Here is a 13,191-nt window from a genome sequence, read left to right on the forward strand (position 1 = left end):
TCGGCGGCACCGTGCATGACTGAACTCAAGAACACCGAACGGGATCTTCACCGCTTCCGGCTGCGCCTGCTGGTCGCGGTGGGCTTCGTGCTGATCTGCTTTGGCCTGTTGACCTGGCGCTTCTGGTATCTGCAGGTCGACAAGCACGACGACTATGCCGCGCGCGCCGAACAGAACCGCATTTCGATCGTGCCGGTCACGCCCCATCGCGGCATCATCGTCGACCGCAACGGGGTGCTGCTGGCGCGCAATTATTCCGCCTACACCCTGGAAATCACCCCATCCAAGGCCGGCAAGCTGGACGAAACCATCGACGCGCTGGCCAAGGTGATCGCCATCGAACCGCGCGACCGCCGCCGCTTCAAGCAACTGGTGGGCGAATCCCGCCGCTTTGAAAGCCTGCCCCTGCGCAGCCGGCTGACCGACGAAGAAGTCGCCCGCTTTTCGGCCCAGGCCTTCCGTTTTCCGGGGGTCGAGGTCAAGGCGCGTTTGCTGCGCCAGTACCCAGAAGGCGATTCCGCGGCGAATGTGGTCGGCTATATCGGCCGCATCGCCCAGCGCGACCAGCTGCGGCTGGAAGAGCAGGGCGTCAGCTCGAACTATCGGGGCACCGATCACATCGGCAAGGAAGGCATCGAAAAGTCGTACGAAGACACCCTGCACGGCAAGACGGGCGTCGAAGAGGTCGAGGTGACCGCAGGCGGCCGCGCGGTGCGCACCCTGTCGCGCACGCCCCCCGTGTCGGGCAAGAACCTGATCCTGTCCATCGACATCGAACTGCAGAAAGTGGCCGAAAAAGCCTTTGGCAATCGCCGGGGCGCCCTGGTCGCCATCGAACCCAAGACCGGGGACATCCTGGCCTTTGTGTCGCGCCCGTCGTTCGACCCCAACCTGTTCGTGGACGGCATCGACGTGGAAAGCTGGAAGGCGCTGAACGAATCGCCCGACCGGCCGCTGCTGAACCGCCCCCTGTACGGCACCTACCCGATCGGGTCGACCTACAAGCCGTTCATGGCGCTGGCCGGACTGGAAACCGGGACGCGTTCGGCTTACGCCACGATGTACGACCCGGGTTACTTCGAATTCGGCGGACGGCGCTTCCGCAACGCCGGCGAAGCGCACTACGGCCACATCGACATGAAACGCGCGCTGGCCGTCTCGTCGGACACCTACTTCTACTCGCTGGCCAGCGAAATGGGCGTGGACACCATCCACGACTTCATGAAGCCCTTCGGTTTCGGGCAGATCACGGGCATCGACCTGGGGGGCGAGCGCACCGGCGTGCTGCCGTCCACCGCCTGGAAACGCAAGGCCTACAAGCGGCCCGAACAGCAGCGCTGGTACGCCGGTGAAACGCTGTCGGTCGGCGTGGGGCAGGGCTACAACGCCTTCACGTTGCTGCAACTGGCGCAGGCCACGTCGGTGCTTGCCAACAACGGCATCTACATGAAGCCCCACCTGGTCAAGGCGCTGCAAGACAGCGGCACCGGCGAACAAACCCTGACCGTGAGCAAGGAAAGCTATCGCATCCCGCTCAAGCCCGCCAACATCAAGGTGGTCAAGGAAGGCATGGCCGCGGTGACCACGGTCGGCACCGCCGCCAAGTCGTTTGCCGGCGCGCCCTACCAGGCGGCAGGCAAGACCGGCACCGCCCAGGTCTACAGCCTGAAAGCCGGCGAGCGCTACAACGCCAGCCGCATCGACGAACGCCTGCGCGACCACGCACTCTTCATGGCCTTTGCGCCCCTGGAACAGCCCACCATCGCCGTCGCGCTGATCGTCGAAAACGCCGGCTGGGGCGCGTCGATTGCCGCGCCGCTGGGCCGCCAGATCTTCGATTACTGGCTGCTCGGCAAAAAGCCGGGCGAGCCCGCGCCGGCCACGCCACCCAACCGGGGAGTCGAGGTTGATTGAACGTTCGCCATTTGGCAATCGCCGTTCGTGGCGCGAAACCATCGCCCGCGCGATCCTGGTTTTCGACGTCCCCATGCTGTTGGTGCTCATGGCGCTGGCATCCATCGGCCTGATGTCCATGTATTCCGCCGGCGGCGGTTTCGACGGCCGCTTTGCCGACCAGCTGCGCAACTACGGCGTGGCCCTGGCCGCCATGTGGCTGCTGGCGCAGTTTTCTCCCCACGCGCTGATGCGCCTGGCCGTCCCGGTCTACGTGCTGGGCGTGCTGCTGCTGGTCGCGGTCGAAGTCGCCGGCATCACCAGCAAAGGCGCCACCCGCTGGCTGGAACTGGGCGTCACCCGCATCCAGCCGTCCGAAATGATGAAGATCGCCGTGCCGCTCATGCTGGCCTGGTACTTCCACCGCCACCAGGGGTGGCTGCGCGTGCGCGACTTTGTCGTGGCCGGCCTGCTGATGGGCGTGCCCTTCGCGCTGATCGTGCTGCAACCCGATCTGGGGACGGCCCTGCTGGTCTTCGGCGCCGGCTTTTTCGTGCTGTTCTTTGCCGGCCTGTCATTCAAGCTGCTGATCCCGGTCACCGTCGTCGTCACCCTGGCATTGGGATCGCTGGTCACCTTCGAACATGACTTATGTGAAGGCGACCTGGACTGGGTGATCCTGCACGACTACCAGAAACACCGCGTCTGCACGTTGCTGAACCCGGGGTCCGACCCGTTGGGCAAGGGCTTCCACACCATCCAGTCCACCATCGCCGTTGGGTCCGGCGGCACGCTGGGCAAGGGATGGATGCAGGGCACCCAAACGCACCTGGACTTCATTCCCGAGCGGACCACCGACTTCATCTTTGCCGTCTACGCGGAAGAATTCGGCCTGGTCGGCAACGTGGTGCTGCTGTTCCTGTACCTGCTGCTGCTGATCCGCGGGCTGACCATCGCCGCCAACGCGCCCACGCTCTTTTCCCGATTATTGGGCGGGGCGCTGACCATGGTGTTTTTCGTCTATGCGTTCGTGAACATGGGGATGGTGAGCGGCATCCTGCCCGTGGTGGGCGTCCCCCTGCCGTTCATGAGCTACGGCGGCACCGCACTGCTGACCCTGGGCTGTGCGGCGGGGATCCTGATGGGAATCAACCGGCATCGAACGCTGGTGCAGACCTAGCGTCTGCGCCCCGTTTGAATGAAAAAAGCCCCCGATGCAGTCGGGGGCTTTTTTTTCCCGAAAACACGGATCCGCAGATCAATCCCCCTTAGGGGGGTGACCCGTCTGCATCCACTGGACCACGGTTTTGACCCATGGATGTTCCGCATCGGCCATGGCAAGCGCCGTGTCGAAGTGCGTATGGTCCGCATAGACCGCAGTACGCAAGGGCGCAGGCTGCTGCCGCAGCGCATCGATGAACAGCAGGTTGCTGGCAATGATGCGCGGAAAGTCGTTGCCGCCGTAGCTGACAAAAAACGGGACGCCGTTTCCCTTCACTTGATGCAGCGGGCTTGCGGCTTCAGCGTCCATGGCATCCGCCAGGAACATCTCGTAGATCCGGGCTTCGCCGCTCCCTGGCGGCGGGTTGCTGAACACCAGATTGAGCTGCGAGCTGACCGGGAAGCAGCCTTTGATCACATCGGCCGGAAGTCCGGCGTGTTGGATCCGTTCCGGGCTCAGCGCAAGGAGCGCATACAGGTGCCCTCCGGCCGAGTGCCCCCCGACGTAGATGGCATTCGGGTCGCCGCCGAAACGCGCAATGTTGCCATGGACCCACTGCAGCGCCGTCAGGCAGTCTTCCAGCGGCACCGGAAAGCGCGAGGACGGAGCCAGGCGATACGACACCGACACAAGGATGGCGGGGGCTGCAAGAATGGGCGGGGCCATCAGGCCCATCCATTCCTTGTAGCCATGCGTCCACGCGCCGCCGTGCGCGAACACCAGCACGGGCAGATCCGCGGGTGCGTCGTCGGGAACATAGACGTCCACCTTTTGCCAGTAGTCCGCGCCATAGGGAATGTCCAGCGTGCAGCGCGTGGTTTGCGCCACCTTCAAGGAAAGGGCCAGCGCCTTGCGTGCGTAGTCCTCCGCCTCCGGCGGGTACACCGGAGGTTGGGGCGGCAGATCATTGAAAGCCATGGGAAATCCTGTTCGGTTACTTGGGCGCAAAGCGTGTGGAAAACGCTTTCTGAGGGACATCGTCGAGGAAGCCTTTCCCCATCACCTGGTTGGCGCGTTTGGCGAAGTTGCCCAGGTAGTCGATGTATTGCTGATCCCAGGTCAGCACGTAATCGTCGTTGACGCGGTCACGCAGGATGCCCACCGTGCTCGGCTCGAATCCGAATTGCTTGCCGACCTCGACGAACACTTCCGGGTGACTCTTGACGTACTGGACGGCCTCGATCCACGCTTTCGTGAAATTGGTCAGGGCTTCCGGGTTGGCCGCCATGAAATCGTCGTTGGTCGCGTAGCCGGTCCAAAGAAAGTTTTCGCCTGTCTTTTCCTTGTAGACGTCGGCCAGCTTGGCCACGGACCGGAACTTGCCCGATGCCACTGCCTTGGCTGCCAGCGGATCGAACAACAGCGCCGCGTCGATCTCGCCTTTGTCCAGAAGGGAAGGCAGCAGGCCCGGGCCTGCGTACTGCAAGGTGCCGTTGGCGGCCGGGTCGTAGCCGTAATACTGGCTGGTCAGCACCCGCAGCAACACGGTCGCGGTGCCCGCCGCACCTGCGTACGAGCCGATGCGTTTTCCTTTCAGATCGTCCAGCGACCGGACCGGAGAGTCGGCCTTCACCAGGACGTCGAGCGACGCGCCGCGGCCCACCGGATAGATCATGGTGACCGGCATGCCCTTGGAGCGGAACTGGGCAAACGCCGTCCAGCCGCCGAATCCTACGTCCACCTGCTTGCCACGAATGGCGGTGAACAGCCCGTCAAGGGTCGGATACACCGAATACTCGACCTTCAGGCCGTATTTCTTGTCGATGCCCTGTTTGACCATCACGCCGGACGCAATGCCGTTCACCGACTGCGCGAGGTCGCCCAGCCGTATCGTCACGGGCTCGGCAGCTTGCGCTGTCAGCGTCAGCATTCCGGTCGCCACGACGGCGCCGACTTTGCACAGAAAACGAACGAGCGAATGCGTCATCTCAGTTCCTTGATGTTGGGAGGTGGACTAGTGCGAGTACGGCAAATAACGGTCAGTGCTGGGGCGCGGCGGCTTCCGCCACTTTCAGGAACAGCGTCACGACGCCACGATTGATGTCAAAAATGGCAGGGTCGTCGTAATCGCGCGGACGCGGGATCGGGACAGGGATTTCTTCCTGCACTTCGCCTTGCGACATCATCAGGATGCGGTCCGACAGGTAGCAGGCTTCGTACGAGTTGTGGGTGACGAAGATGATGGTCTTGCGTGTCTTCTGCCAGATATCGAGCAGGTCGACCCGCATGCGTCGCGCGGTCAGCTCGTCCAGCCCGCTGAACGGTTCGTCCATCAACAGAATGTCCGGCTCGACGCACAGCGCGCGCACCAGCGCGAGCCGCTGGCACATGCCGCCCGACATCTGATGCGGATAGTGGCCGCGAAACGCCGTCAGTCCGGCCAGCACGAAATACCGGTCTTTCAGTTCCTTGCGCCGGGCGGGGGCCACATTGCAGCTGGTCATCGCAAAATCGACGTTCTGTTCCGCGGTCAGCCAGGGCAGCAGCCTGGGTTCCTGGAACAGATAGCCGATGCGCATGGGCGGTTTGCCGCCCCGGAACGTCTTGCCTCCCACGTCGATTTCGCCGCCGTACTGCCGGTCCAGGCCCGACAGGATGTTCAGGAAGGTCGACTTGCCGCAGCCCGAGGGTCCCAGGATGCAGATGAACTCGCTTTGGCGGACGGTCAGGTCCAGGCCCTTGATGACACGCAGTGGGGGCGCGCCGTTGCGGCCAGGAAATTCCTTGACGAGATTGCGAACGGAAAAAGCCACGGTATCGGTCATAGGTTCACCCTTGGGCGCCAGGCAAAGAGACGGCCCTCTATCGGTTTGAGAATGGCAAGTTCGATGATCAGCATCACGATGGTGAACAGCAGCGTCCACGCAAGCACCTGGGTCATGTCCGCCAGCTGATACCAGTAGAACAACTGGAAGCCGACGCCATTGGGGCGGCCGATCAGTTCGATCAGCACGGCAATCTTCCAGATGACGCCCAGGCCGAACCGCACCGACGCCATCACGTAAGGCAGCACTTGCGGCAGGATGACGCGGCGAAAGATGAGTACACGATTGGCTTCGAAGACGCGCGCCATGTTCACCAGCTTCGTGTCGATGCTCTTGACGCCTTCCCACAGATTGATGGCGATGGAGGGCGCACCGGTAATGCCGATCGCGACGATGGTGGCGACTTCGTTCAGGCCCAGCCAGATGAAGCAGATCAGCGCGTAGCACAGGCTGGGTATCGTCAGCCCGATCATGACCCACAGGTCCAATGCCCGTTCGACCCGGTAGTACAGACCCATGAAGACGCCAAGCGGCACGCCGATCAGCATGGCGAGCACCAGACCGCCGATCACCCGCCAGAGCGTCATGCCCAGGTGGGTCATGACATTGCCTGCCGCAATGTCGGCGATCAGGGTCTGCGTGGTCAGCAGCGGACCCGGCAGGACTTCCGGTGTCATCAGCGCGGAAATGGCTGCCCATAACGCAATGGCGACCAGGACCGAAGCAAGTCGTATCTTCATGAGATCTCTCGGGAAACGGAAGGACGGGAATCGGATTGGCGATGGGCGACACGTTCCAGGCACGCGTTCGCCAGGTCATTGCAGCGGGTAAGCAGGGCAGTTTCATCGATGAAGGTCAGGCGCCGGTCCCGCATCCGGACGCTGCCGTCGACAATCACGTCGCGCACATCGGCGCCCCGCGCGCTGAAGACCAGGCAGGCATCCAGATTGGACGCCGGCGTCAGGTGCGGCTGGCGCAGATCCAGGGTGATCACGTCGGCGCGCTTGCCCACTTCCAGCGACCCGGTCTGATGGCTGATGCCCAGCGCCCGCGCGCCTTCGATCGTTGCCATGCGCAGGGCCCGCCGCGCGGGCAGCACGGACGGGTCCCCCACCGCGGTCTTGGCCGTGGCGCATGCATATTTCATGCTCTCGAACAGGTCCTGCCCGCAATTGGCGGCCGGTCCGTTCGTCGCCAGGCCACAGGTCACACCGGCATCCAGGAAGGGTTTCAGCGAAGGAAAGCCGGTGCCCCAGAACAGGCGGGTCTGCGGGTCGAGCACGACCGACGTGCCGGAGTCCACGAGCAGTTCGATTTCATGCGCCGACAGGTCGGACACGCCCACCGCCTGGACATCCGGTCCCAGGCATCCTGTTTCGTGCAGCAGTTCGACATTGCGGACAGGGCGGCCGTAATGACGGGCGATGACGCGGTTGAATTCCTGTGATTCCGCAACGTGCATGTGCAGCGGCAGGCCCAGGTCATTGGCCAGGGCACGCGTATGACGCAGCATGGATTCGTCCACCGCCCATGGCAGCAGGGGGCCGATCGCCAGACGCAGCCGGCCGTTGTCGGCGCCGTGCCAGTCCCGCGCCAGCGCGGTGACCCGGCGCGTCTGCTCCGCTGGCGTTTCCGCAAAGGCAGGGTCGAAATGGCGCGCCTCGAACGCGCGCGCCACCATGCCGCGCAGGCCTGCCTGGCGCATCGCTTCAAACGCAAGCGTCTCGGGGGAAAACGTGTCGGTCCGGGCCGCAAAAAGATTTTCCACGACCGTGGTGTTGCCGTTCTTCAGGTTTTCGACACATCCCAGCAACTGGGCATGCAGCATGGCTGCGTCGTCCATCGCAGCCATGACCGGCATCTGCCGATCCAGCCAGGTCAGCAGGTCGACATCAGTCGCCAGGGTCCTGCCGAAAATCATGCACAGGTGGGTGTGGCAATTGACCAGCCCCGGCATGACCGCTTTGCCGGTGGCATCCATCCGATCGGCATCGACCTGCTCGGGCAGTCCCGACCGCGGGCCGACATACAAAATGCGGTCATCTTCGATGAGCACACAGCCCGAGTCGAAGATGTCGTGTCGGTCATTGATGGTCAAGACCGTGCCGTTTTCGATCAGTAGGCGCGACATGGCGCTCCTTCAGGCAGGAAACAGGATCAGGCGGCGTTGGCGCGATGAAGCGGCGAGCCGGCGGCAACTTCGGTAATGTGGCGGGCGGCGGCCACCACATGCAGGACGGCCTGCTTGAGTGCGGCGTCCTGCAATCGGTAGGCGGGGGCGGCGATGGTGACGGCGCCGAGCAGGGCGCCCGATGGGAAGAACGCGGGCGCGGACACACTGCGCACCCCCGCTTCGATTTCGCCGTCGCTGATGGCGTACCCCTGGTCGCGGATGCGTTGCAGCAATTGCTCCAGCGTCTTGGGTTCTACCGCTGTCTGGTTGGGCAGGCGATGACGAGGCAGCATGCGTGCCCGTTCCGCATCGGTCATGTAGGCAAGGTGAACCTTGGCGGACGACCCGGCAAACAAAGGTGTGTTGCTGACGGGTTCGGCCGACACCCTGACCGCCTGCCGGCTTTCGACCGAGAGCGAGCAGAACACGCGGTCTCCCATTCGCGTCGTGAACAACGCGGTTTCACCGGTCGCCGCCGCCAGCTGGTTGATGTAGACCTCGGCAATCGCGGCCGACGATGCCGGGTCTTCGCAGGTCCGCACCAGATTCACGAAGCCGGACGCCAATCGGTAGGTGCCATTGCCATCGATGTCTTCGATCAGGCCCCTGTCGCGCAGAATCTGCAGATAGCGGTAGGTTGAACTGCGCGAGGTGCCGAACTTCCGGGCAATGGCGGATGCGGTCAGCACCACATCGGGTTTGACGAACGCCAGCCACATATCAACGATGCGTTCGAACGACGGGTACCGCGCATTGAGTTCGCTTCGATCAGTCATGGCCACTTCCTCTGGATTCCCGGAGCGTTGGACGTCGTGTACATCATGGAAGGAATGCCAGACGCAGAGCAACGGATAGTCCCACCCTGAGGGACTGAAGCGGGGTTTATTTCCAGCAGCCGCAAAAGATCGCGGCGTCGTGAATCAGCATGCAGGCGTGCGGGGGCCGGGCCTGTCTTTCCGCAGAAAGCAGGCCCGAAGCCGTCAAGGAACGGTCAGATGCGAAATTCGACGACGGCGGCGCCGCTGCCATACGACGGGCCGTAGCCGAGCGTTCGTGCACCCTGGAACCGGTCGCCGAGTGCGCCAAGAATCCAGTGAAGATGCTTGAACCCCATGTCGACCTTGGCCGCCTTGGCATAGGCAGGCGCCTGGGCCTTGACCGCGGCAAGATCGCCGCCTTCAAGCAGTCCCAGCATGTGGCGGTTGGCCGTGTCATCCGCTTCGGTCAGCAGATGGTCGGTCGCGATATCGATGTCTTCACGGAATGCCGAACCCGACAGTCCGCCTACGCCCACGACAGCGACCCGCTTGCCCTGTTCTGCGGCGCAGGCCACGGCGGCCGCGCCAAGCCGCGCCGTCATGTCCCCATCGTGGTAAAGGTTGTTGGACGTCAGGACCACCGGTGTCTTCGCATCCTTCAACAGATAGTGCGCGGCAACGATGGAGCCCGTATCGATCGGGAAGTGGTCGTAGTCGACGTCGCGGGACCGCACGCCAAACGCGGCCGTGGACGCAATGCACGCCTGCGCAAGCGCCGTGTCCACCTGGATATCAAACGGCAGCTTGCCGTACTCGTGCCAGTTCTCATCCACGTGGGAACCTGAAATGGCGGGCCGCGTCTGCCAGAGCTGATCGAGCACGGCGATCCACTGCGTGGAATACACCAGCACGACATCCGGCTTGCTCGCGGCAAGCGCCGCACCTGCCTGGCGGTAGGCGTCGGCCAGCGGACGCCACGGGGGATTGCTTTCGCGCAGCATGGGCAAGGGGGTGCCGGGCACCAGGAATGCACTCACTATCGTCATGACATTCTCTCTTGATGGGTGTCCGCAAGGGGTCAGGCGGGGATCGTTTCTACAGGCGCGGCAAGGCCGGCTTTGACCAGATTCCATTCCATGACGGCGTTGCCGGTGCCAATGACCGACCCGTAGCCATGCAGCTCGCCAGGAATGTTCGGATACCCCATCGCAGCAAACATCCAGGTCAGGGCGCCGGACTTCACTTCGGCAAAGGCTTCTTCGATAAATTGGGGCTGCAGCTTGAAGTAGTCATCCACTTTGCCCTGGCGCAGCATTTCAATGACACGCATGTCCCACTTGTAGCCCTCGAAGTTTTCCGGATGTTCCTTCGACATGTCTTCCGGGATCGCAGGCTCTTCGTGGAAATGCCAATGCGACAAGGTGTTCGAGGCAAGCAGCACCGCCCTGCGTCCTGTCTTTTCAATCGCGCGGCGAGTGGCCTTGCCCAGGATGTCCATCTCCTGCAGTCCTTCTTCGGTGTTCAGGTAATACGGCGAGTTGTTCGCCGAAATGCCCACCACGGGAATGTCCCACTGCGGCCGGATCATGTGCAGGGTCGTGATGGTCCCGTAGTCGACGCGAAAGTCCGGGTTGCGCATCATCTTTGCCACCAGTCCGCCTGCCCGCGCTTCGTCGCAGCACGCTTCGGCCAATTCGACATCGACATCCAGGCCGAACTCGTACCGGAACAGGTTGGGGAAAATGGGATCGACGGACTTGCCGGCCAGTCGTGGCACACCCAGAAAGTGGTGGCCGACCTGCGTCATCCAGTGGGGCGAGTGGACCAGCAATACGTCAGGTTTCAGCGCGTCCAGCGAAGCACGTGCGCGCTCGTAGGCCCAGCGCAGGGGCTCCCATCCTCCTTGCGAGCGGGGTTCGTTCTGCGGGGGATTTTCGCCATAGACCAGGTGCGGGGGATGCGGGGCAAGAAACCCGCCGATGATGGATCCTTGTTGCATGATGGCTCCTCGAAGTCGCTTGGCCGAGAAGGGGTATCAGGACAGCGGGGCAGCAAGCGATGACCCATTCTTTGCCGATGTGGGTCGGGCAACAAGGTCGAGTCCTCGATGGCGGGACTGGCCAGCACAAATTTTGCAAGGGAGGGGGAGTCGCACAGCGGGCGCTGGGCGGTTGCCGGGTCTGCCGCGATGGCAGACCCGGACAGGAAGTGGCGTACCGGGTCCTGCTGCTTACCGGCCCTGCGATTTCAGCAGCGCATCCAGACGCGGATACACGCGGCGGGCGTTGCCTTCGAAGATCATCTGGCGGGTGTCGGTCGTGATGTCGGTGTTGTCGACATAACGGCGGGTGTCGTCGAAGTAGTGGCCCGTGTCCGGGTCGATGCCGCGGACGGCGCCGATCATTTCGCTGGCGAACAGGATGTTTTCCGCCGGGATGACTTCGGTCAGCAGGTCGATGCCCGGCTGGTGGTAGACGCAGGTGTCAAAGAAGATGTTCTTGAGCAGGTGTTCGCGCGGCTCGGGCTTTTTCAGGGCCTGGGCCAGGCCGCGGAAGCGACCCCAGTGGTAGGGCACGGCGCCGCCGCCATGGGGGATGATGAAGCGCAGCGACGGAAAGTCCTTGAACAGGTCGGATTCCAGGCACTGCATGAAGGCGGTGGTGTCGGCGTTCAGGTAGTGGGCGCCGGTGGTGTGGAAGCACACGTTGCAGCTCTGGCTGACGTGGACCATGGCGGGCACGTCATATTCGACCAGCTTTTCGTACAGCGGGTACCACGAGCGGTCGCTCAGCGGCTTGCCGGTCCAGTGGCCGCCCGAAGGGTCCGGGTTCAGGTTGACGGCGACGTTGCGGAATTCTTCGATGCAACGGGTCAGTTCCGGAATGCAGGTGGCGACGTCCACGCCGGGGCTTTGCGGCAGCATGGCGGCGGGCACGAAGTGTTCGGGGAACAGTTCGGCCACGCGAAAGCAGATTTCATTGCAGATCGCGGCCCAGGTGGCGGACACCTGGAAGTCGCCGATGTGGTGCGCCATGAAGGACGCGCGCGGGCTGAAGATCGTCACGTCGTGGCCGCGCTCTTTCATGATCCGCAGCTGGTTGGTTTCGATCGATTCGCGCAGTTCGTCGTCGCTGATCTTCAGGTCGGCGGGGTTCGGCGGCGTCGTCTTGTTGTTGAAGGCGGCGACCTGCTGGTTGCGCCAGTCTTCAAGCGCTTTGGGGGCGGTGGTGTAGTGACCGTGGCAATCGATGATCATTGCGGGTTCCAGTAAAGATTCGCGGTGGGACTCATACGTACGCCATGTTGCAAGACGGTGCGACTAGCGGTCAAATATATGTTTTCGCGCCGACCCATATCGAAATTTGAATGGGTTATGCTGCACTGCAAGGCTTTCCGGGACAGCACGATGGATTTACGTCAACTGCGTTACTTCGTGGCCGTGGCCGAGGCCATGAGTTTTACGGTGGCCGCGCGCAATCTGAACATCAGCCAGCCGCCACTGAGCATGCACATTCGGGCGCTGGAAGATGCCCTGGGCACTCGCCTGTTCGACCGCACGCACCGCACCATTACCTTGACCGAAGCGGGCGTTGTCTTCCTGGAGCAGGCGCGGCTGACGCTAAGCCAGATGGAAAGCGCCGTGCGCCTGACCAAGCTGGCGGGGCAGGGCGAGACGGGATTGCTGCGGATTGCGTTTACCAATTCGGTTCCGCTGATCCCGGGCTTTGCCCAGCTGATCAAACGATTCCGCCGGCAGTACCCGCTTGCCCGTCTGGAAATCGTCCACATGCCGACCGGCCCGCAGCTGCGGGCGCTGGAAGACCGGAGCATCGACATTGGCCTGATGCGCCCCGCGCCGCAGTTCCAGCCGCCCGCGCACCTGCGCTTTGTCCAGCTGTGGAATAACGAATTGCGGGTCGTCATGCCCACGGACCACCCCCTGGCCGCCCTGAACCGCCCGCTGGCGATCAAGGAACTGGCCGACGAACCGCTGATCCTGTTCCCCCGAGACATCAGCTGCGGCCTGCACGAGCAGATCACCCAGCTGTTCAACGACGCCGGCACCGTCCCGCACCTGGGGCAGGAGGCCCGCGAAGCGGTCACCATCGTCGGGCTGGTGGCTGCTGGCGTGGGCATTTCGCTGCTGCCCGATGTGTACGCCAGCCTGCAGACCACCGGCATCCACTACGCCCGGCTTGCTGCGCGCACGACCAACTGTCCGCTTTTCCTGGCGCACCACAACGACAACCCGACCGACCTGGCAGCGAGGTTCGTCGCCTTGGCGCAATCCGAAATTGCGGCGGCTTCGCTTCAGCCAGGCAACGCGGCCCGGCCACGCGCCACCGAGGCTAACGAGCCGATTCCTGCGTAGTCGTAGGG

Annotated in this window: 12 protein-coding genes; 3 read left to right on the plus strand and 9 right to left on the minus strand. The window is 63.3% G+C overall.

Going from position 1 to position 13,191, the window contains the following annotated elements; all coding sequences use genetic code 11:
- Positions 1–15: 15 nt before the first annotated feature.
- Positions 16–1,914, plus strand: coding sequence for a penicillin-binding protein 2 (gene mrdA / locus HD883_RS19865; protein ID WP_179582277.1), 1,899 nt, complete (start codon positions 16–18; stop codon positions 1,912–1,914).
- A 73-nt stretch (positions 1,915–1,987) separates the two neighbouring features.
- The gene (rodA, locus tag HD883_RS19870; protein WP_179588431.1) at positions 1,988–3,073 is read left to right on the plus strand and encodes a rod shape-determining protein RodA; all 1,086 of its coding nucleotides are present in this window, start codon (positions 1,988–1,990) and stop codon (positions 3,071–3,073) included.
- Between the two features lie 78 nt (positions 3,074–3,151).
- Here the strand turns inward: rodA and HD883_RS19875 are convergent, their stop codons facing one another.
- The 9 genes from HD883_RS19875 to HD883_RS19915 all read right to left on the minus strand — a co-directional run bounded on the left by HD883_RS19875 (position 3,152) and on the right by HD883_RS19915 (position 12,067).
- Entirely contained in the window at positions 3,152–4,033 is an 882-nt protein-coding gene (locus HD883_RS19875) for an alpha/beta hydrolase (RefSeq protein WP_179582275.1), read from the minus strand.
- Between the two features lie 16 nt (positions 4,034–4,049).
- Positions 4,050–5,042: an ABC transporter substrate-binding protein gene (locus HD883_RS19880; RefSeq protein ID WP_179582273.1), complete on the minus strand. Its 993-nt coding sequence runs from the start codon at positions 5,040–5,042 to the stop codon at positions 4,050–4,052.
- Between the two features lie 52 nt (positions 5,043–5,094).
- A complete protein-coding gene (locus HD883_RS19885) occupies positions 5,095–5,880 on the minus strand; it encodes an ABC transporter ATP-binding protein (RefSeq protein WP_179582271.1) in 786 nt (261 codons plus the stop codon).
- Positions 5,877–6,620 carry an ABC transporter permease gene (locus HD883_RS19890; protein WP_179582269.1) on the minus strand — a complete coding sequence of 248 codons (744 nt, stop codon included), beginning with the start codon at positions 6,618–6,620 and terminating at the stop codon, positions 5,877–5,879. The genes HD883_RS19885 and HD883_RS19890 overlap by 4 nt, the downstream gene beginning before the upstream one ends.
- Entirely contained in the window at positions 6,617–8,011 is a 1,395-nt protein-coding gene (locus HD883_RS19895; RefSeq protein ID WP_179582267.1) for an amidohydrolase family protein, read from the minus strand. Before HD883_RS19895 ends, HD883_RS19890 begins: the two co-directional genes overlap by 4 nt.
- Before the next feature lie 26 nt (positions 8,012–8,037).
- Positions 8,038–8,829: an IclR family transcriptional regulator gene (locus HD883_RS19900; protein WP_179582265.1), complete on the minus strand. Its 792-nt coding sequence runs from the start codon at positions 8,827–8,829 to the stop codon at positions 8,038–8,040.
- A gap of 215 nt (positions 8,830–9,044) precedes the next feature.
- Positions 9,045–9,857, minus strand: a complete 813-nt coding sequence (locus tag HD883_RS19905) for a tRNA U-34 5-methylaminomethyl-2-thiouridine biosynthesis protein (protein WP_179582264.1) — start codon at positions 9,855–9,857, stop codon at positions 9,045–9,047.
- A gap of 32 nt (positions 9,858–9,889) precedes the next feature.
- Positions 9,890–10,810 carry a 2-aminophenol 1,6-dioxygenase subunit beta gene (cnbCb, locus tag HD883_RS19910; RefSeq protein ID WP_179582262.1) on the minus strand — a complete coding sequence of 307 codons (921 nt, stop codon included), beginning with the start codon at positions 10,808–10,810 and terminating at the stop codon, positions 9,890–9,892.
- A 231-nt stretch (positions 10,811–11,041) separates the two neighbouring features.
- The gene (locus HD883_RS19915) at positions 11,042–12,067 is read right to left on the minus strand and encodes an amidohydrolase family protein (protein ID WP_179582260.1); all 1,026 of its coding nucleotides are present in this window, start codon (positions 12,065–12,067) and stop codon (positions 11,042–11,044) included.
- A 150-nt stretch (positions 12,068–12,217) separates the two neighbouring features.
- Between HD883_RS19915 and HD883_RS19920 the strand changes: the two genes are divergently transcribed.
- Positions 12,218–13,183 carry a LysR family transcriptional regulator gene (locus HD883_RS19920; RefSeq protein ID WP_179582258.1) on the plus strand — a complete coding sequence of 322 codons (966 nt, stop codon included), beginning with the start codon at positions 12,218–12,220 and terminating at the stop codon, positions 13,181–13,183.
- The last annotated feature ends 8 nt before the right edge of the window (positions 13,184–13,191 follow it).

The organism is Pigmentiphaga litoralis (assembly GCF_013408655.1).
GTDB classification, from domain to species: domain Bacteria; phylum Pseudomonadota; class Gammaproteobacteria; order Burkholderiales; family Burkholderiaceae_B; genus Pigmentiphaga; species Pigmentiphaga litoralis_A.